The organism is Vandammella animalimorsus, assembly GCF_002285285.1.
In the GTDB taxonomy this organism is placed as follows: domain Bacteria; phylum Pseudomonadota; class Gammaproteobacteria; order Burkholderiales; family Burkholderiaceae_C; genus Lampropedia; species Lampropedia animalimorsus.
The window spans coordinates 329,000-348,251 of the sequence record NZ_NSJF01000002.1 but is presented as its reverse complement, the minus strand read 5'-3'; the positions used below and the strand labels follow the sequence as shown (position 1 = coordinate 348,251).

General features: G+C 65.5%; 17 protein-coding genes and 3 pseudogenes. 10 read left to right on the top strand and 10 right to left on the bottom strand.

Annotation, left to right across the window (positions count from 1 at the left end; translation table 11 throughout):
- Nucleotides 1-7: 7 nt before the first annotated feature.
- The 7 genes from CK620_RS04950 (at nucleotide 8) to CK620_RS04920 (ending at nucleotide 7,187) form a co-directional block, all read left to right on the top strand.
- Entirely contained in the window at nucleotides 8-727 is a 720-nt protein-coding gene (locus CK620_RS04950; RefSeq protein ID WP_095549357.1) for a DUF4126 domain-containing protein, read from the top strand.
- Entirely contained in the window at nucleotides 724-1,083 is a 360-nt protein-coding gene (locus tag CK620_RS04945) for a VOC family protein (RefSeq protein ID WP_095549356.1), read from the top strand. Before CK620_RS04950 ends, CK620_RS04945 begins: the two co-directional genes overlap by 4 nt.
- A gap of 27 nt (nucleotides 1,084-1,110) precedes the next feature.
- Nucleotides 1,111-3,150 carry an acetyl/propionyl/methylcrotonyl-CoA carboxylase subunit alpha gene (locus CK620_RS04940; RefSeq protein WP_095549355.1) on the top strand — a complete coding sequence of 680 codons (2,040 nt, stop codon included), beginning with the start codon at nucleotides 1,111-1,113 and terminating at the stop codon, nucleotides 3,148-3,150.
- 25 nt (nucleotides 3,151-3,175) lie between these two features.
- Nucleotides 3,176-4,396, top strand: a complete 1,221-nt coding sequence (locus CK620_RS04935; RefSeq protein ID WP_095549354.1) for an efflux RND transporter periplasmic adaptor subunit — start codon at nucleotides 3,176-3,178, stop codon at nucleotides 4,394-4,396.
- Nucleotides 4,393-5,637 carry an ABC transporter permease gene (locus CK620_RS04930; protein ID WP_095549353.1) on the top strand — a complete coding sequence of 415 codons (1,245 nt, stop codon included), beginning with the start codon at nucleotides 4,393-4,395 and terminating at the stop codon, nucleotides 5,635-5,637. The genes CK620_RS04935 and CK620_RS04930 overlap by 4 nt, the downstream gene beginning before the upstream one ends.
- Before the next feature lie 38 nt (nucleotides 5,638-5,675).
- On the top strand, nucleotides 5,676-6,410 hold the full coding sequence (locus CK620_RS04925) for an ABC transporter ATP-binding protein (RefSeq protein ID WP_095549599.1): 735 nt from the start codon (nucleotides 5,676-5,678) through the stop codon (nucleotides 6,408-6,410).
- Between the two features lie 105 nt (nucleotides 6,411-6,515).
- Nucleotides 6,516-7,187, top strand: coding sequence for a LysE family transporter (locus tag CK620_RS04920; RefSeq protein WP_095549352.1), 672 nt, complete (start codon nucleotides 6,516-6,518; stop codon nucleotides 7,185-7,187).
- Nucleotides 7,188-7,268: 81 nt separating this feature from the next.
- Here CK620_RS04920 and CK620_RS04915 read toward each other — a convergent pair whose 3' ends face one another.
- Together CK620_RS04915 and CK620_RS04910 are read right to left on the bottom strand one after the other, a co-directional pair.
- The gene (locus tag CK620_RS04915; RefSeq protein ID WP_420894202.1) at nucleotides 7,269-8,162 is read right to left on the bottom strand and encodes a 2-keto-4-pentenoate hydratase; all 894 of its coding nucleotides are present in this window, start codon (nucleotides 8,160-8,162) and stop codon (nucleotides 7,269-7,271) included.
- A 74-nt stretch (nucleotides 8,163-8,236) separates the two neighbouring features.
- Nucleotides 8,237-9,016 (bottom strand): SDR family oxidoreductase, encoded by a 780-nt coding sequence (locus CK620_RS04910; RefSeq protein ID WP_095549597.1) that lies wholly within the window; start codon nucleotides 9,014-9,016, stop codon nucleotides 8,237-8,239.
- Between the two features lie 359 nt (nucleotides 9,017-9,375).
- Between CK620_RS04910 and CK620_RS04905 the strand changes: the two genes are divergently transcribed.
- Both CK620_RS04905 and CK620_RS04900 read left to right on the top strand, forming a co-directional pair.
- Nucleotides 9,376-11,067: an electron transfer flavoprotein-ubiquinone oxidoreductase gene (locus CK620_RS04905; protein WP_095549351.1), complete on the top strand. Its 1,692-nt coding sequence runs from the start codon at nucleotides 9,376-9,378 to the stop codon at nucleotides 11,065-11,067.
- Nucleotides 11,068-11,237: 170 nt separating this feature from the next.
- Entirely contained in the window at nucleotides 11,238-11,744 is a 507-nt protein-coding gene (locus CK620_RS04900; RefSeq protein WP_143325933.1) for a hypothetical protein, read from the top strand.
- Between the two features lie 93 nt (nucleotides 11,745-11,837).
- On the opposite strand, the gene CK620_RS04895 is transcribed toward CK620_RS04900, so the two are convergent.
- The 7 genes and pseudogenes from CK620_RS04895 to CK620_RS04870 all read right to left on the bottom strand — a co-directional run bounded on the left by CK620_RS04895 (nucleotide 11,838) and on the right by CK620_RS04870 (nucleotide 17,441).
- Nucleotides 11,838-12,491 (bottom strand): glutathione S-transferase, encoded by a 654-nt coding sequence (locus CK620_RS04895; protein ID WP_095549349.1) that lies wholly within the window; start codon nucleotides 12,489-12,491, stop codon nucleotides 11,838-11,840.
- Nucleotides 12,492-12,565: 74 nt separating this feature from the next.
- Nucleotides 12,566-13,423 (bottom strand): squalene synthase HpnC, encoded by an 858-nt coding sequence (gene hpnC, locus CK620_RS04890; protein ID WP_095549348.1) that lies wholly within the window; start codon nucleotides 13,421-13,423, stop codon nucleotides 12,566-12,568.
- Nucleotides 13,424-13,706: 283 nt separating this feature from the next.
- A pseudogene (locus tag CK620_RS04885) lies at nucleotides 13,707-14,054 on the bottom strand (hypothetical protein); the annotation flags it as partial.
- Nucleotides 14,055-14,114: 60 nt separating this feature from the next.
- Complete coding sequence (locus CK620_RS04880; RefSeq protein WP_095549347.1) at nucleotides 14,115-14,873, bottom strand: PoNe immunity protein domain-containing protein; 759 nt, start codon at nucleotides 14,871-14,873, stop codon at nucleotides 14,115-14,117.
- A 428-nt stretch (nucleotides 14,874-15,301) separates the two neighbouring features.
- A pseudogene (locus CK620_RS13765) lies at nucleotides 15,302-15,424 on the bottom strand (IS481 family transposase); the annotation flags it as partial.
- A gap of 24 nt (nucleotides 15,425-15,448) precedes the next feature.
- Nucleotides 15,449-15,590, bottom strand: a pseudogene (locus tag CK620_RS14270) (helix-turn-helix domain-containing protein); the annotation flags it as partial.
- 216 nt (nucleotides 15,591-15,806) lie between these two features.
- Complete coding sequence (locus CK620_RS04870) at nucleotides 15,807-17,441, bottom strand: ABC transporter substrate-binding protein (protein ID WP_420894201.1); 1,635 nt, start codon at nucleotides 17,439-17,441, stop codon at nucleotides 15,807-15,809.
- A 295-nt stretch (nucleotides 17,442-17,736) separates the two neighbouring features.
- Here CK620_RS04870 and CK620_RS04865 point away from each other — a divergent pair, with 295 nt between their 5' ends.
- Nucleotides 17,737-18,246: a macro domain-containing protein gene (locus CK620_RS04865; RefSeq protein WP_238944852.1), complete on the top strand. Its 510-nt coding sequence runs from the start codon at nucleotides 17,737-17,739 to the stop codon at nucleotides 18,244-18,246.
- A gap of 153 nt (nucleotides 18,247-18,399) precedes the next feature.
- Here the strand turns inward: CK620_RS04865 and fghA are convergent, their stop codons facing one another.
- A complete protein-coding gene (gene fghA / locus CK620_RS04860) occupies nucleotides 18,400-19,239 on the bottom strand; it encodes an S-formylglutathione hydrolase (protein ID WP_095549346.1) in 840 nt (279 codons plus the stop codon).
- Between the last annotated feature and the right edge of the window lie 13 nt (nucleotides 19,240-19,252).

Below are 19,252 nucleotides of genomic sequence, written 5' to 3'. Positions count from 1 at the left end.
AGAACTCATGCAAGACCAGCGCTTCATCGACAGCATCGTGCAGTGGCTGCACGGCGTGGGCATCCACATCGGGCCCGAAGCCGCGCAGGCTGTGGGCCAGGCCGCCAGCGGCGCCGTGGCCCAGCTGGACATGGCGGGCCTCATGGCGCTGGCCGCCGCGCTGGGCTGGGCCAGCGGTTTCCGGCTGTATGCCGTCACCTTCCTGGTCGGCGGCATGGGCGCGGCAGGCTGGCTGGCGCTGCCCAGCGGCCTGTCCGTGCTGGCGCACCCGCTGGTGTTGGCGGTGAGCGGCTTCATGCTGCTGGTGGAGTTTTTTGCCGACAAAGTGCCCTGGCTGGACAGCGCGTGGGACGGCATCAACGCCTTCGTCCGCGTGCCCGCCGGCGCACTGCTGGCCGCTGGCGTGTTCGGCGCCGACAACGCCGCCATGGGCGTGGCCGCCGGGCTGCTGGGCGGGTCGCTGGCGGCCACCTCGTTCGCCGCCAAGGCCACGGCGCGCGCGGCCATCAACACCAGCCCGGAGCCGTTTTCCAACTGGGGCGCGTCCTTGTTTGAGGACGGCCTGGTGGTAGCCGTGGTCTGGTTGGCCACGCAATACCCCGTGGCTTTTGGCGTGGCGCTGGTCATCATGGTGCTGCTGGCCATTGCGCTGATTGCACTGTTATTCAAATTTTTCCAAGCTGTGTTGCGCCGCCTGCGCCGCCAGCCGCAAAAGGAGCCGGCATGACCGTACAACGCATCGTCCACAACATCTCCTGCCCTGAAGGGCACAGCGCTGCCATGCGCCGCTTTTATGCTGATTTTCTGGGGCTGAATCTGCTCATGGACCACGGCTGGATTCAAACCCTTGGCAACAGCCACTCCATGCGCAATCAACTTAGTCTGGCCAGCGAAGGCGGCAATGGCACGGCCGTGCCCGCCTTGTCGATCGAGGTGGACGATGTGGATCGCTACTACGAACGCGCCCAGACCATGAACTACCGCATCGAATACGGCCCAGCCGTTGAAAGCTGGGGCGTGAAACGCTTTTACGTGCGCGACCCGGTCGGCACGCTGATCAACATCCTGTCGCATCAAACCTGATGCGCCCCCATTCAAGAGGAGACCACCATGTTTACCAAGATATTGATTGCCAACCGTGGAGAGATTGCCTGCCGCGTCGCCGCCACTGCCCACCGCCTGGGCGTGCAAACCGTGGCCGTGTACTCCGATGCCGATGCTAAGGCCAAGCACGTGCAAGTCTGCGACGAGGCCGTGCACGTGGGCGGCAACACGCCCAAGGAAAGTTACCTGCAATGGCAGCGCATCATCGATGCCGCCAAGGCCACGGGCGCGCAGGCCATCCACCCCGGCTATGGCTTTTTGAGCGAGAACGAGGACTTCGCCCAGGCCTGCGCCGCGAGCGGCCTGGTCTTCATCGGCCCGCCGGCCAGCGCCATCAAGGCCATGGGGCTGAAGGCCGAATCCAAGCGCCTGATGGAGCAGGCCGGCGTGCCGCTGGTGCCTGGCTACCACGGCACGGACCAGGACGAAACCCTGCTGCAGCGCGAGGCCGACCGCATCGGCTACCCCGTGCTCATCAAAGCCAGCGCTGGCGGCGGCGGCAAGGGCATGCGCATCGTCGAGAAGGCCGAAGACTTCGCCGCCGCGCTGCAATCGTGCAAGCGCGAGGCCATCAATAGCTTTGGCGACGACAACGTGCTGGTCGAGAAATACGTGCAGCGCCCGCGCCACATCGAAATTCAGGTCTTTGGCGACACGCAAGGCAACGTGGTGTACCTGTTCGAGCGCGACTGCTCCGTGCAGCGCCGCCACCAGAAGGTGCTGGAAGAGGCCCCCGCCCCCGGCATGACGCCCGAGTTGCGCCGCCAGATGGGCGAGGCCGCCGTGGCCGCCGCACGCGCCGTGGGTTACGTGGGCGCAGGCACGGTGGAGTTCATCGTCGAGCAGCCCGGCGGCTACGACAAGCCCGAGGACATGAAGTTCTACTTCATGGAGATGAACACCCGCCTGCAAGTCGAGCACCCCGTCACCGAGGCCATCACCGGCCTGGATCTGGTCGAATGGCAACTGCGCGTGGCCGCAGGCGAGCCACTGCCCAAGCGCCAGGAGGAGCTGCGCATCAACGGCCACGCCATCGAGGCGCGCATCAACGCCGAAAACCCCGACAACGACTTCCTGCCCGCCACCGGCACGCTGCGCATCTACCGCAAGCCCGCCTCCAGCAGCTTTGCCGTCAGCGAAGTGCGCGTGGACGACGGCGTGCGCGAGGGCGACGCCATCAGCCCGTTCTACGACTCCATGATCGCCAAGCTCATCGTGCACGGCGAAACGCGCGAGCAGGCCCTGGCGCGGCTGGATGAGGCACTCTCGCAACTGCACATCGTTGGCCTGCCGGGCAACGTGCAATTCCTGCGCCGCGCCATCAAAACCGAATCCTTTGCGCAGGCCAAGCTCGACACCGCCCTGATCCAGCGCGAGGCCGCCCAGCTCTTTGGCCAAAGCGCCTGGCCCGTGGAATACACCGTGGCCGCCGCCGTGGCCGGCATGCTGCACCAGGAAGAAGCCAGCCCCGAGCGCGACCCCTTCGCCCAGCGCGACGGCTGGCGCGGCTGGGGCGTGGCCAAGCGCTTCTTCCTCTTTGCCAAGGGCGAAGCCAAGCTGGACGCCACCATCAGCTACCTCAACGACGGCAGCCTGCACCTGAGCATCCGCCCGCACGGCGACTACAAGGCTGCGCCGCTGCGCGAAGGCATCGTGCAATTCGCCCCAGTGCCTGACAGCGATGCGCTGGAGGTGCAATTCGCCGAGCGCAGCGCGCGCCTGTCCATCTACCGCAACGGCAGCACCGTCGAAGTCTTTGCCGCGCGCGGCCACGACAGCATCACCTGGATCGACCCGCTGAGCCAGAGCGAAGGCGAAGGCGAAGGCGGCGGCCTGGCAGCGCCCATGCCCGGCAAAGTCGTCTCCTTCGCCGTGCAACCCGGCGACAAGGTCAAGAAAGGCCAGCCGCTGGCCGTGATGGAGGCCATGAAGATGGAGCACACCATCGTCGCCCCGCGCGACGGCGTGGTGGCCGAGCTGCTGTTCGCCCCTGGCGACCAAGTCATGGACGGCGCCGAACTGCTGACCCTGGGCAGCGCCAGCTGAGCGCGCCCACCAAAGCCCCGGCACCATGACCCCGAAACGCCGCCGCTGGTTGATCGCCCTGCTCCTGCTGGGCATGTGCGCTGCCGCCGCGCTCTGGTGGTGGGCGCACGTGCCCGTGTTCGATGCCGTGCAAGTGCGCCAAGGGCCGCTGCGGCAGACTGTGGTCGCCACTGGCCGCGTGGACAGCGCCGCGCGCCTGACTCTCGGCAGTGAGACCGTTGGCACCGTTGCGCAGGTGCTGGTGCGCGAGGGTCAGCAGGTGGCCGCTGGCGAGCTGCTGCTGCGATTGCGCGCGCACGAAGCCGAGGCCCAGGTTCACAAGGCCCAGGCCGAGCTGGCCCAGGCCCAGCTGCAACTGCGCAATCTGCAGCTGGTCGATGCCCCTGTCAGCGCCCAGGCGCTGCAGCAGGCGCAGGCTGCACTGCAACTGGCGCGGCGCGAGCATGAGCGCACCCAGGCGCTGGTGGCGCAGGGCTTTCTGGCCCAGGCCCACCTCGATGCGGCCGGCAACGCACTGGCGGCCGCGCAGGCACAGCTGCGCAGCGCCCAGGCCCAGCACGCGGCGCGGCAGGCTGGGGGCACGCAACAGGCGCTGGCCCAGGCACGGCTGCAGCAGGCCCAGGCCCAGCTGCAACAGGCGCAGGCACAGCGCCAGTCGCTGGACATCCGCGCGCCTGCAGATGCGCTGGTGCTGGCACGCCAGGTTGAGCCCGGTGACGTGGTACAGGCCGGCCGCACGCTGCTGGAGCTGGCGCAGACAGGCCAGACCCGCATCGAAGCCAGCGTCGATGAGAAAAACCTTGCCCTGCTGCAGCTGGGCATGGCCGCGCAGGCCGTGGCCGACGCCTATCCGGGCCAGGGCTTTGCCGCCGAGCTGGAGCACATTGCACCGGGCATCGATGCGCTGCGCGGCACAGTTGGCTTGCGGCTGCATGTGCCACAGCCACCGCCCTTTCTGCGCCCGGACATGAGCGTTTCGGTCGAGCTGCTGGCCAGGCAGCGGCCCAACGCCTTGATCCTGCCAGCCGATGCCGTGCAACACAGCGACCAGGCGCACTGGGTCTGGCGTCTGCAGCAAGGCCGCGCCCAGCGCACGCCGGTGACGCTGGGCATCCAGGGCATCGGACAGGTCGAGGTCAGCGCCGGCCTGCAGGCGGGCGATTGGGTTCTCTACCCCAACGCGGCGCTGCGCGAGGGCCAGCGCGCCGCCGTGCGCAGCCCATCCGGCGAGCGCGTCGCACCATGAGCAGCGCCCTCGCCACACCGCCGCAGCGGCCCCATCGCCAGCGCCTGCCCTTCGTCTGGATGGTGGCGCTGCGCTTTCTGCGCGAGGGGCGCGTGCAAACCGCGCTGGTGTTGGCGGGCATCACCATCGGCGTGGCGGTGGTCGTGTTCCTGGCCGAGCTGATTGGCGAACTGCAGCGCAGCACCATTGCGCGCGTGCTGGGCAACCAGGCGCACATCGTCATGCGCCCGCTGGAGGAGCGCAACGTGCGCGCCAGCACGGGCGACGCCGCCGCCATCATCGAGCCACGACCGCAGCGCCTGCGCGCCATCGACCAGTGGCAGTCCATGCTGGCGCTGGCCGAGCAGATGGATGGCGTGCGCGCAGTCTCGGCGCTGGTCAGCGGCCCGGCCTTTGCCGTGCGCGGCCGCGCCAGCAAATCGGTGGCCGTGCTGGGCATGCAGCCCCAGCGCTATCTGAACATCGTCAAGATGCACGAATACATGGTGCAGGGCCAATTCGCACTCAGCGGCAACCAGGCCATCATCGGCATCGACTTGGCTGAGGATCTGGGCGCCAGCGTGGGCGACAAAATTTTTCTGCGCACGGCCGAAGGCCGCAGCGAAACCCTGCAGATCGCTGGCCTGTTCGACATCGGCACGCGCGACCTGAACCGCCGTTGGGTGTTCACCACCATGACGCTGGCGCAGAACCTGCTGGATCTGGCCGGCGGCGCCTCCACCATCGAGATTGCCGTGCACGAGCTGTTTGCCGCCAAGCACATCGCCCAGCGGCTGGCCGCGCGCAGCGGCCTGCAGGCCGAGAGCTGGATGGACACCAACGCCCAACTGCTCAAGGCGCTGCGCAGCCAGGCGGCCTCCAACCGCGTCATCAGCAGCTTCACCGTGCTGGTCGTGGCGCTGGGCATTGCCAGCGTGCTGGTGGTCTCGGCCGTGCAAAAGCAAAAGGAGATCGGCATCCTGCGCGCCATGGGTGCGGCGCAGCGGCAAATCCAGGCCATTTTTTTGCTGCAGGGCGGCCTGCTGGGGCTGGCCGGCTCGGCCCTGGGCCTGCTGCTGGCGCTGGCGCTGCTGATGGGCCTGGGGCGCATGGCGCCCGAGAGCATTTTTGCCGACGTGCGCCTGGGCCTGCCCACCATGGCCGCCACCGTGGCCGGGGCTGTGCTCATCGGCTTGGCAGGCGCCTGGTGGCCGGCGCGGCGCGCCAGTCGGCTGGAGCCGGTGCAGGCCATCAAAACCTGATGATGCCGCCACCGCCCCCTATCAACTGCGCGCCTGCCATGCCCGATACCGCCTCGCCCCCAACGCCTGCCGCTGAACCAACGCCCGTGCTGGAGCTGCGCGGCGTGCGCAAATCACACAACATTGGCACGCCGGTGGAAATTGAAATCCTGCACGGCATCGACCTGCGCATTGCCGCCGGTGAGTTCTGCGCCTTGGCCGGGGCCTCAGGCTCGGGCAAGAGCACCTTGCTGAACGTGATCGGCCTGCTCGAACCAGCCACCAGCGGCGACATCCTCATCGACGGCCGCAGCACCAGCGGCCTGAACGAGCGCCAGCGCACTGCCCTGCGCGGCCGCAGCATCGGCTTTGTGTTTCAGTTCCACCATCTGCTGCCGGCCTTCAGCGCGCTGGAGAATGTGCTCATGCCCGCCAGCATCGCCCACGGCAGGGCGCGCGAGCAGGACGTCGAGCGTGCGTTGCACTTGCTTGACCGCGTCGGGCTGCGCGCGCACGCGCACAAAAGGCCGCACGCCCTCTCGGGCGGGCAGCAGCAGCGCGTGGCCATTGCCCGAGCGCTGCTGCCCGCGCCACGCCTGTTGCTGGCCGACGAGCCCACCGGCAACCTCGACAGCCAGACCGCGCGCGAAATTTTTGCGCTGCTGCGCGAATTCAGCGCCGAGCAATCGGCCCAGCAGCGCAGCGCCTGCCTGATCGTCACGCACGACCCACAGCTGGCGGGCAGCTGCGACCGCCAGCTGCTGATGCAAGACGGCCGTCTGGCCCAGTCATAGCCAGGGGCAGCGCAAAATCCACTCAAAACGCACATGCACGCACGCCCGGTGCACCACCTGCCGCGCGGTATCTTCAACGCCTTTGAAAACAACGGAAATCGAACCATGGACTTTCATCTCTGGCTGGCCTACTTTGCCGCCACTTGGCTGATCGCGCTGTCGCCCGGCTCTGGCGCGGTGCTGTCCATGAGCCACGGGCTGGCCTATGGCGTGCGCCAGGCCTCGGCCACCATTTGGGGTTTGCAGATTGGGCTGGCCTTCATCTTGCTGGTGGCCGGGGTGGGCGTGGGCGCGGTGTTGCTGGCCTCTGGCACGGCATTCTGGGTGGTGAAGGTGGCCGGTGCGCTCTACCTATGCTGGCTGGGCCTCAAGCAATGGCGTGCGCCAGCGCACGTGGGCAGCCCGCTGGACGCCGCAGGCACGGCGGGCGCCGCACATGCGCCGCACCTGCCCGCGCATCCGTCCGTACGCCAGCGCCTGCTGACCGGCGCGCTGACCAACGCCACCAACCCCAAAGGCATCGTTTTCATGGTGGCCGTGCTGCCGCAGTTCATCGACCCCCAGCGCCCGTTGGTGCTGCAACTGCTGATCCTGCTGATCACCACGCTGGCGGTGGACGTGGTGGTGATGCACGGCTATGCGTTCCTGGCCTCGCGCCTGCGCGCGCTGCTGCGCACGCCACGCGCGCGGCGCGTGCAAAACCGCGTCTTCGGCGGCGTGCTCATGGCCATGGGCGCCAGCCTGCTGGCTGTGGGGCGCACGGCCCAGGCGGCCTGAGCCAAGCAAAGCGCCGCCAGCGCCATGGGAATGGCCGGGCACTGGCGCGCTGGCCAGTCTGGCCGGGCTGGGCAAGCCCGTTCACTCGAAGCGCACGCGCACCGGCTGGGCGCCGGCCAAGCCCTCGTAGCGCAGCTCGGCGCTTTGCCCGGCCGCAGGCGGCAGCAGCGGCGAGAACGAGCCGACGCTGAGCACGTCACCCTGCTTGAGTTCGATGCCCTCAGCGCCCAGGGCCTGCACCAGCCAGAGCACGGCATTGAGCGGATGCTCCAGCACATCGCTGCCCTTGCCGCGCCCGAGCTCTTTGCCCTGCGCATCGCTGAGGGTGACTTCCATGTCCCTGAGCTGTTGCAGCAGCGCGGTGCGGCCGGCCTCGTCCTGCGGCACGGCCAGCGGCTCGCCAGCCACGCCCAGACGGGCGCCGACGTTGATGGCGCTCACGCCCGCGCCATTGAGCTTGGGCGGGGCCTGCACCAGCAGGTCTGGCAGCTCCATGAAGGGGATGACCTGGTCCATGGCGGCCAGCGCCTGTTCAGGCGTGCGCGCCTGCTTGAGCGCCGCCGGGTCAGCCACGCGCAGCAGCAGGTCGGCCTCGAACAGCGGCCGGGCGCCAAAGCGGGCCGGCACCGTCGCGCCATTGGGCAGCAGCATGCCTTCGTAGAGCTTGCCCCACACGGGCTGGTCGGTGTTGAAGCGCTTTTGCACCGCCGGGTTGGTCAGCCCGGCCTTGTAGCCCACGACCTTGCCCAGGCGCTGCGCCAATGCGGCATTGAACTTGGCGCGCGTGCAAGCGCCATCGGCAGCGCTCAGATCGCCCGGCGGGTTGTCCACCGGGGTTTTCTCCAGATAGCCTGTCACCCAGGCCTGGATCTGTGCGTCGTCCAGGCACTGCGCCTGCGCGCTGCCCACGGCCCCCAGCGCGGCTGCGGCCAGCCAGACGGCGGCTGCGCGCCGCATCGTCGTCGTGTGCTTCATGGTGTCTCCTGATCGTTCAGAACTTGTTCAAAGCGGCAGATTCTGCCGCCCGCAGCCAGCGGCCTGCAAGCCGGTCAAACCCCGAAGCCATCGTCGGCGGCAATGACGGCGCCGTTGACGAAATGGCTGGCGCCGCTGGCCAGCAGCACGATCAGTCCGTCCAGATCCTCGGGCTGGCCGACTTTTTTGCGCGGCAGCATCTGGATGAGTTTCTTGCCCGCCTCGGTCTGGAAGTGCGCGCGGTTGATCTCGGTCTCGATGTAGCCTGGGCACAGCGCGTTGACGTTGATGCCAAAGCGGCCCCACTCCAGCGCCATGGCTCGGGTCATCTGCACCACGCCGGCCTTGCTGACGGCGTAGATGCCGATCATGGGCAGCACGCGCAGGCCCGCCATCGAGGCCACGTTGATGATGCGCGCGCCCTGCAGCGCGCCGCCGCCGGCCTGGGCGCGCGCGATCATCTGCCGCGCCACGCCCTGGGCGACGAAGAAGGCGCCCTTGAGGTTGGTGTCCAGCACGAAATCCCAGTCCTGCGGCGTGACGTCCTGCAGCTTTTGCGTGGTGCTCACGCCCGAGTTGTTGACCAGGATGTCGATCGGCCCGGCCTGGGCCTGGGCATCGGCCAGCGCCGCCTCGATGCTGGCCGGGTCGGTCACGTCCATGGCCGTGATGAAGGCGCGCCCGCCGGCCTGTGTGATGCGCTCTTGCACCGCCTGCAGCGCGTCGCGGCGGCGGCTGGCCAGCACAACGGTGGCGCCGGCCGCAGCCAGCGTTTGTGCGAAACGGCTGCCCAGCCCGCTGGATGCGCCTGTCACCAAGGCCACGCGGCCCGCCAAATCGATGGTGTATGCCATGTCGTTCTCCATGTGCCGCTGCCAGGGCCTGCACGCCCTGGCAGCGCTGAGGTTGCTTGTATCATTGGCACCCGAACTGTGCCGCCCGCCGCCGGTCTCTGCACTCTGGCGGCGGTTGCGCATTGTCGGCCTCTGCCTGCCCCGATGTGCGTCACCAGCCGGACATGGTTTCTCAGAACCCGTGCGCGATCTGGGCGCGAGTGGGCAAGAGGCGGTCTAGGATGGGATGCGAGGATTGACAACGCCGCAAACCGCCCGATGCCGCGCCTCTTGCCGCCCCGAGTCGAGTTCGTGCGCAGGCTCTCAAATAAGCCTCCCACAAGTCCGGCGCAGCCGGCCCGCCCCCACAGGAATCGAGCATGACCAACGAAGAAATCCTTGCCCAGTACGGCCCGCGAGAATCGATGGAATACGACGTGGTGATCGTCGGCGGCGGGCCCGCCGGCCTAGCCACTGCGATCCGCCTCAAGCAGCTGGCGGCAGCTAAGGAGCAGGAGCTCAACGTCGTGGTGCTGGAGAAAGGCTCCGAGCCCGGCGCCCACATTCTCTCCGGCGCCGTGATGGACCCGATTGCGCTGAGCGAGCTGATCCCCGACTGGAAAGAAAAAGGCGCGCCGCTGAACCAGCCCGTCAGCGCCGACGAGGTGCTGCTGCTGAGCGAGACCGGCGCCACCAAGACCCCGGCCGCGCTGGTGCCGAACAACTTCCACAACGAAGGCAACTACGTCATCAGCCTGGGCAATGTGGTGCGCTGGCTGGCCCAGCAAGCCGAGGCCCTGGGCGTGGAGATCTTCCCCGGCTTTGCCGCCACCGAGGTGCTCTACGACGAAAATGGCGCCGTCAAGGGCATTGCCACGGGCAACATGGGCATCGGCAAAGATGGCGAGCCCACCGGCGAATTCCAGCTGGGCATGGAGCTGCACGCCAAGTACACCGTGTTTGCCGAAGGCGCGCGCGGCCAGCTCGGCCGCCAGCTGCTGGCGCGCTTTAACCTGCAGGAGGGCAAGGCCCCGCAGAGCTTTGGCATCGGCATCAAGGAGCTGTGGGAAATCCCCGCTGAGAAAGCCCAGCCCGGCCTGGTGGTGCACACCGCCGGCTGGCCGATGGACAAGGACACCTTCGGCGGCGGCTTCCTCTACCACATGGAGGGCAACAAGGTCACGCTGGGCTTTGTCGTCGGGCTGGACTACAAGAACCCCTGGCTGAGCCCGTTCGAGGAAATGCAGCGCTGGAAAAAGCACCCTGCCATCCTCAAGCACATCGAGGGCGGCAAGCGCCTGGGCTACGGCGCGCGCGCCATCAACAATGGCGGCATCCCCAGCCTGCCCAAGACCATCTTCCCCGGCGGCGCTTTGGTGGGCTGCAACGCCGGCTACCTCAACGCCAGCCGCATCAAGGGCAGCCACGCGGCCATCAAGAGCGGGATGCTGGTGGCCGATGCGCTGTTCGACGCCATTGCCGCCGGCCGCCAGCGCGATGAACTCACTGCCTACCCTGAGGCCTTCGAGAAAAGCTGGCTGTACCAAGAACTCAAGGCGGCCAGCAACTTCAAGCCTTGGTTCAAGAAGGGCCGCACCATCGGCATGCTGATGGCCGGGGTCGAGCACTGGCTGCTGCCCAAGCTGGGCGTGAAGGTGCCGCCCTGGACGCTGAAGAACCCCGCGCCCGACCACAGCTTCCTCAAGCCAGCGGCTGAGTGCGCCAAGATCGACTACCCCAAGCCCGATGGCACGATCACCTTTGATCGTCTCTCCAGCGTGTTCATCAGCAACACCAACCACGGCGAGGACCAGCCCGCGCACTTGACGCTCAAGGACCCAAGCGTGCCCATCGAGATCAACCTGCGCAAGTTTGGTGGCCCCGAGTCGCGCTACTGCCCGGCAGGCGTGTACGAATTCGTGGACGACGCTGCCAGCGAGGACGGCAAGCGCCTGCAGATCAACGCGCAGAACTGCGTGCACTGCAAAACCTGCGACATCAAGGATCCGACGCAAAACATCGTCTGGGTGGCCCCGGAAGGCGGTGGCGGGCCCAACTACTCGGACATGTGATCGCCGCCCGCACCGCCCGTCACATGCAGCCCGGCATATGCCGGGCTTTTTGCTGGCTGCTGCGCTACCATGCGGGATCAAACGCCTTGCCCGCGCCAAAGCAGCCCGCAGGCCTGGCGCGCTCCATGCAGGGCGCCATTCACATCACACACGTAGGGAGTCCATCCGCCATGTTCGTCACACGCCGACCCACGCGCCTTCTCTCTGCCAGCCTGCTTGCCAGCGCCGTGGCCCTGGCCGCGCTGGCCACTCTGGCCGCCCCCGGCAGCGCCGCAGCGCAGCAGACCTACAAGTGCAAGGGGCCGGGCGGTAAAACCATCTACCAGCAAACCCCTTGCGCCGGGGCCACCTCCGGCGGGCGCCTGGTTGACGACGTCACGCGCCAGCGCCAGATCAACCGCCAGCAACGCAAGGACGATATCGCGCAGGAGCGTGTCGACCGGCTGCAACTGCAGCGCGCAGAGCTTGACAAGCTGCGCCCGCCAGCGGCCAGCGCCGCTGCAGACAACAGCAGTGCCGCTGCGGCAACGAGCGCCAATGCCACCGCCAGCGCCACAGCCGCCAACGGCACGACAGCCACCGCCAGCGGTAGTGCCCCAGCCACTGTAAACAGCGGCAGCGGCAGCAGCCCGACACCCTCGGTCGCGCCTCAGGTCGCGCCCACTGCGCAGCAATGACGGCTGGCAGCGCCAGAGCGGCTTTCGGCCTGCGCGCGCCCTGCTCGTCAAAGCCGGTTCAAAGGCCTCCTCTTTGATCCCCTGGAATGGAAATCAGCGGCCCGCGTTGTAGCGGGCCAGCAATTGCTCAGCATTGCGCTTGCGCTCGGCATTGAGCGTCTGTACGTGGGGGCGCTGCGCCATGCGCGCCAGATAATCCTGCGCCTGCAGCTCGGCCAGCGCATCCTGGCCGTAGAGGGCGCGCGTGGCGCTGCTGATGAGCGGCAGGTGCACGATGGCAGCGCAATCGGCCCAGCTCAGTGCATCTCCGACCAGGAACGGGCGGGAGAAGTCGGCCAGCCGGGCAAAGGCCGGCACGTTCTTCTTCAGCAACCGCGCCGCCGTCTGCTGCACTTCGTCGCTGACGCGACCGCCAAACAAGGCTTGCGGGTACAGGGTGCGCGCCACCAGCTCCAAATGCAGCTCCATGTGGCGCACCAGCTCCCGCACCTTGGCCGCCTCGTATGCATCGGCCGGCAACAACGCTGGTTGCGGATGGATGGCCTCAATGTATTCGAGCATGGGCACGGATTCGCTCACCGTCCCCTGGGGCGTGAGCAGGTACGGCACCTTGCCCAAAGGGCTGGCGCTGCGGTCCACGTCCTCCAGCCAGACCAGCCGCTCCTCGAAAGGCACAGCCTTCTCCAGCAGGGCCAGCTTGACCAGGTTGTAGTAATTGCTGGCTGCAAAGCCACAAAGGGTGAGCATGTCGTTCTCCTGTAATTGAGCAGGTCAGTAGGTCAGTGGGCCGCCAGCAATGCAGACCATCGGATGCTGGCGGCCTACATGCGCCAGGCGCGCCACAACAGCAGTGGCACGTCGCCTCGGCCAATGCTGGGGCGATGGTAGTAATTGGCATAGCCGCTGGCTTCGATCTTTTCCAGAATGCGAAAACCGCCTTGCACCATGACGCGCAATTCCCAACCCGCGCGCCCGCTCAGGCGCTGCACCAGCGGCAAGCCTTCCTGCATGCACTCGCGTGCCCATTGCACCAGTGAGGCCATCAAATCGGCCAGGGGCTGCGGCGGCCTTGGCTGCTGGCAGGCTTGCTTTTGCATGGGGCGCGATACGCCGTAGGCGCTGGCATCGCGCTCGGGCACATACCAGCGCCCGCGCTCGATGTCGCGGCCCAGGTCCTGCCAGAAGTTGATCAGCTGCAAAGCCGTGCAAATGGCATCGCTTTGCTGCTGGGCCGTGGCGCTGTCCACCCCGTACAGGCGCAGCAGCAGGCGGCCGATGGGGTTGGCCGAGCGCGCGCAGTAGTCCAGCAGCTCGGCACGGTCGGCGTAGCCCTGGCCCGTGGCGGTCTTTTTCACATCCTGTTCAAAGGCGTCGAGCAGGGCATCGAAAGGCTCCAGGGGCAGATCGAACTCCGTGCGGGCATGTTGCACGGCGGCAAAGATGGGTTGCCAATGCTGCGGCGGCACGATCTCGCCATGCAGGCACAGCCGGTATTCGCGCAGCAGCTGCAGGCGCTCGGCCATGGGCAGCTGCCCCTCATCGGCCAAGTCATCGGCCGTGCGCGCGTAGTGGTAGATGGCCGCCACCGGCGCACGCAAGCGGGCCGGGCACAGCCAACTGGCCACCGGGAAGTTCTCATAGTGCCCCACGGGCTGAAAGGCAAAGGGTTGTCGCTGCATAGCGCCGTATTATTTGCCAACCCGGCTACGGCCTAGGGTTGTTGAGATTGGATTTGCGAAGCGGTTTTGCGAGGCAACTGCCGCAGATGCAAGGCCAACGCGCGCGCAAGGCCTGAACAGCTTGCAAGCGCTGTCAACGCAGCAGCTGCGCAGTTTTGACCGAAAACACCGCCGAAACACTTCATCCCAACGGCCCCGAGCGTGGCTGCCCTCAAAGTCCTCCACTGCGTGCAAACCCCTTGTGCTTCAACGCGCCTTGCCTTTCGGCGCGGAAGGCGATCATGGCGTCGATGAAGCGCTCTGCGCCCATCATGCGGATGTACATCCAGCTGATGGGCAGCACGCTGGCGTCGCCATAGGGGGCGGCGCTGACGGTGCCGATGGCGCACTCATCGCCCGCCATGCTGGTGCACCAGCGCGCACAGGTTTTTGACCTGTTCTTCAAAAACGCCGTGGGTAGCTGGGGTCGGTGATCATGACGCAGGCCCGTTGCTGGCTGTATTGCGCGCACTTGGCTTGCAGGTCGGCCATATCCACGTTGCCTTACGCGTCGGTGGCGGTGACGGACGACTTTGAGACCCGCCATTTGGGCGCTGGCGGGGATGAGGCACACGTCGCGCTGGCCCTGACCGCACGCTTGTTGCCCTGTCGCTCGGGCCTGCAATCCTCGTGGTTGGCGGGCTGGTACGCCTCAGCGGGAGCCGGTCGCCGCATCCACCAAATCAGTCGGATAATATTGATTTTTTCTTAATCCCGCATCCGGGATATTCAATAAAATCACAACCAGCGCGATATCGAAACACCAGTAGCCAAAGTAAGCGCCGCCTGCGCCCTCCAGGTTATCAGACCAGTAAATAGGCGATATTTTCTTTTTCCAGCTGCTGATATATTTTTGCAGTAGCGCTTCACGCTGCTCTGGAGCAGAGCGCCAAACTTCCAGCAATGGCGCATAAACGTTCGGGAATGCACATTCCGCAGCCACAGGACGGTTTACGTCCCCCAAGGCGCGGGCCGCCTCGTCTATCAGCGCATCTTTGCCCGCGTGACCTATCGCATTCAATAACCGATGCGTTTCTTCAGGGGTAAAGCGCGAGGCCGCGCTGAAGGCCATCATGGTCAATGCGTCATAAACGGTATCCAGCGTTACTTTTGTGTATTGTTCGCATGCTTTTTTGAATTCGGCGGGAGTATTTTCTATGACGCGTTGTTGGATTTCCTTGGCCTGTATCCATAGCAAAACATGCGGACGGATGTCTTCTAAGCTGTCGCCCCGGCTAAATCGGTATATGCAACTGATGAGTGCATCATGTACAAGCGTATATGCCCGGTCAACACGTCCTTCGATATTTGGAAATGTTTCAACATCTGCCAAGCGTTTGGCTATGGCAGCATCTCTCAAGCTGATGTATTTGTCAAAGTAGGCTTTATCCTTGTGTTTATCTCTAATCATGGTTTGCTGGATTGAACTTTGGAGAAATCAGTATCCACCGAAGGGGCCGTAAACAACATCGCCATCATCCATTCGCTTCATGAATTCATCTTGGTCTGGCATTTCGCCAGCATAAATCCCCCACTGTTCTTTGACATGAATACCCCATTCACTTGCCTTAAGCATCGCGATAGGCGCCAATATCTCGACAGGATATAGACCATCGGATATCAATTTTTTAGCACCTTTTTGACAGCCTCCTCATAATTGGTCGACGCAGCATAGCAACTGGCATAGGCATCACTCATGTTGCCCGGCATAATGGAGTTTTCCATTTTCCGAACATGGACCCGAATGATGAATACGTTATTCATTTTTCTCTCAAAAATTTTTCGTGGTTTTCATAATTTTGCTGTGTGTGTGGGGGGGCGAAAAGTGCATAACACGCCCTAGGTTTCACATCCCGCGCGATCATATGGCCGCTTGTTGAACAGATCAGGCCGCTCTCGGTGCCATAGTTTCATGGCCTGCATGGGCGTTTGACCCTTTAGGGCAGACTGCGGCAGTTGGTGCGCCGTGTGCGGGCGGCCATACACGCTTTGGCGGTTTTTCCACCTGTAGACCGTCTGCTCGCTGATGCCATAGCGCTGGGCCTGCGCTCAGGCTCTCTTGACTATGTTGTATCGCTCGGCGGGTTGCCTCTGTCGTCGTGGCGCTTGCATGAAGAATCTGGCCCATAGTCCTTCCTTCCATTCGGGGGAGAAGATTGAACCATCAAAGTCTGGGATCAAACACCAGGGGCTGTTGAGATTGGGTTTGTGAAGCGGCTTTTCGGGGCAACAGCCGCAGCTGCTGCGCAGTTTCGACAGAAAACACCGCCGCAACACTTCATCCCAACGGCCCCGAGCGTGGCTGCCCTCAAAATCCTCGCGCCGCGTGCAAGCCCCTTGTGCCTCAACGCGCCTTGCCAGAGGCGGGCTGTACCGTCGTCCACTGCGGCATAGGCACGTCGTTGGCGCGGTAGATGGTCTGCACGTTCTTGCGCATGGCCCAGGGGCGGATCTGATGGTGCAGCGGCAGGTAGTAGTACTCGTCCTTGACGATTTGCAGCGCCTGGCTTAGTTGCGCATCGCGCTTGGCCTCGTCGGTTTCCGTGCGCGCGGCAGCGATCGCCGCATCCAGCTTGGCGTCCGACAGGCGCCCCATGTTGAAGTTGCCGGCGCTGCCGCCCTCGCGCGTGTGCGCCAGCGAGTCCAGGGTGTACAGCGCATCGAAAGTGGCCACGCCCCAGCCGTACAGATAGACGCTGGCATCGTGGCTGGCGACTTTCTTCGAATAGGTGGCCATGGGCATGGTGCGCAGCTGCGTCTTGATGCCCACGCGCGCCCACATGGCGGTAACGGCCTGGCAAATGGCCTCGTCATTGATGTAGCGGTCGTTGGGGCAGTCCAGCTCCAGCGAGAAGCCCTCGGGATAGCCCGCCTCGGCCAGCAGCTTGCGGGCGGCCTCTGGGTCGTAGGCGCTGGCGCGCTGCTCCAGCTGCTGCGACCAGCCATGCACCATGGGCGCCACCATGGCACCGGTGGGCACGGACAGGCCGCGCATGATGCGCTTGTGGATGGCATCGATGTCGATGGCCTGGTAGAGCGCCTGGCGCACGCGCCGATCCTTGAGCGGGTTGCGATCCTTGACGCTGCCATAGAGCAGCTCGTCGCGGTGCAGATCCAGACCGAAGAAAATCGTGCGGTACTCGGCCCCTTCCAGGATGCGGATGTCGGCATTGGCTGCCAGGCGCTGCAAGTCCTGCGGCGGCGGGTCGTTGATGAAGTCCACCTGATTGCTCAGCAGCGCGGCCGTGCGCGTGGCCGCCGAGGCAATGGGCGTGAACACCACTTCAGTCACATTGCCCTCGGGTCGATCCCACCACTGCTCATTGCGCGTCAGGCGGGTGCGCGTATCGGGCTGCCAGCTCTGCAGCACGAACGGCCCGGTGCCATTGGCGTGGCGCGCGGCGTGGTTCTCCTTTTTGGCGGCAAAGTCCTGCGAGAGCACCGAGTTGTGCTCCTCCGCCCAGGCCTTGTTCATGATGCGCGCGCCGATCAGCTCGCGCAGCAGCAAGGGGCTGGGGCCCTTGAGATCGAGCTGCACCGTCATGTCGTCGATCTTCTCGACCTTGGCGATGCTGCGCACGTAGGCGCCCATGTTCGAGGGCGGCGTCATTGCGCGCTGCAGCGAGAACACCACATCATCGGCCGTCATCGTCGCGCCATTGTGAAAGCGCACCCCTTCGCGCAGCTTGAACTGCACCCGCGTGGGGTTGATGAACGTCCAGCTGCTGGCCAGCGCCGGCTCGATGCGGAACTCCTTGTCATAGCGCGTCAAGCCTTCGTACACCAGCTGCACGAAGGTGTTGGTCATCAGGTGGTTCTGCGCATGGGGGTCGAAGGTCAGAATGTCATTGGCCGCTGCCCAGCGCAAGGTCTCAGCCTGCGCCATACCAGCAGCGCCACAGGCCAGCGCTGCGCTCAAAGCCGCAGCGGCCAGCGGCGTCTTCCAAGGCATGGCCCAGGGCCGGAGGGATTTTTTCATGGTCTTCCTTTCACAATTTGCCAGGCACAGCGCACACTGACTGCGCGCCATCGCGGCGCATTGTCGCACCGGCGCTCAGAGCCTGCAGAGCACTGCCGCACACCCCACAAGGGCGGCCAGGTCAGCCGAGTAAAACACCCAACAACCCCCTTGGGCTCACTGGGGCGCTGCTATATTTGGACGCAGTTGGAAAGGCCCGCTGCGCACGCAGTCCAGCGCGTGGCTTCACCCGCATCACAAGCGCGCGGCACCCTAGGGGCTTGTCCTCAGAATCCACAACAACGCAACAAGGAGAATGCAATTGATCAAGGAAGTCTCTGGCGACATTTTGCTGAGCAAGGCCGAACTGCTGGCCCATGGCATCTCGGCACAGGACCCGTTCGACAGCGGCCTGGCACTGGCGCTGCGTGAGCGCTGGCCCTCGCTGGTCAAGGACTACCGCCACCACACCCACTCGCACGCCATCGAGGCTGGCGAGATCTGGCCTTGGGTGGGCGTGCAGGAAGAAGGCGGCGTGCGCCGCATCGTCAACCTGGTGACGCAAAACACCATGGGCCAGGGCCCCAGCGCCAAGCCCGGCAAGGCCACGGTCGAGAACGTGCGCCACGCACTGCAGAACCTGGCCAAGTACGTCAAGCAGGAAAACATCCGCAGCCTGGCCCTGCCGCGCCTGGCCACCGGCGTGGGCGGCCTGGAGTGGGAAGACGTCAAGCCGCTGGTGCAGCAGTACCTGGGCGAGCTGGACATCCCGGTCGTGGTCTACACCACTTACCACAAGGGCGAGCAGGCCGACGAAGGGCTGTGAGAGGCCTGTCCGGGTCATGAGGCTTGGCCCGGGCACTCCAAAGAGCAAAAACACCACCGCAATGGCGGTGGTGTTTTTTTGTGGCTTCACGCCAGCGCCCAGCAAGGGCCATGCGCTGCGCAAAGTCCGTGAACAGATTGTGAGGACAGCCGCTCAAGCAACCTTCAGCGCCTTGGCGTGGTGCGCGAAGTGATCGCCGATGAAGCTGGCGATGAAGTAATAGCTGTGGTCGTAGCCCGGCTGCATGCGCAGCGTCAGCGGGTGGCCGGCTTGCGCGCAGGCAGCTTGCAGCAACTCGGGCCGCAGCTGTCCGGCCAGAAACTCGTCGGCATCGCCCTGATCAACCAGCAGCGGCAGGCGCTCTTGCAAAGCCGTGCCCACCAGCGCCACCGCATCGTGCTGTCGCCACGCGGCCTGGTCATCGCCCAGGTAGGCGCGCAAAGCCTTTTGCCCCCACGGCACTTGGCTGGGCGCGACGATGGGGCTGAAGGCACTCACGCTCCGGTAACGCCCCGGGTGGCGCAGCGCCAGCGTCAGCGCGCCATGCCCGCCCATGCTGTGGCCGCTGATGGCGCGCGCGCCGCTGGCCGGAAAATGCTGCTCGATCAATGCGGGCAGCTCCTGCGCCACATAGTCTTCCATGCGGAAATGCGCCGCCCAGGGCGCTTGCGTGGCGTTGACGTAAAAGCCCGCGCCCTGGCCCAGGTCGTAGCCCTCGTCATTGGCCACCCCTTCGCCACGCGGGCTGGTATCGGGCGCCACCACGATCAGCCCATGCTGCGCCGCCCACTGCTGCGCCCCGGCCTTGGTGATGAAGTTCTGCTCCGTGCAGGTCAGGCCCGAGAGCCAGTACAGCACCGGGCACTTCTGCCCCGCCAGCGCCTGCGGCGGCAGGTAAATGCCGAATTTCATCGGCGTGCCGGTGCTCGTGGAATCGTGTTGCCAGACCTCCTGGCGGCCGCCAAAGCTGGCGTGGTGTTCGGTGCGTTGCATGTTTTTCTCCTCA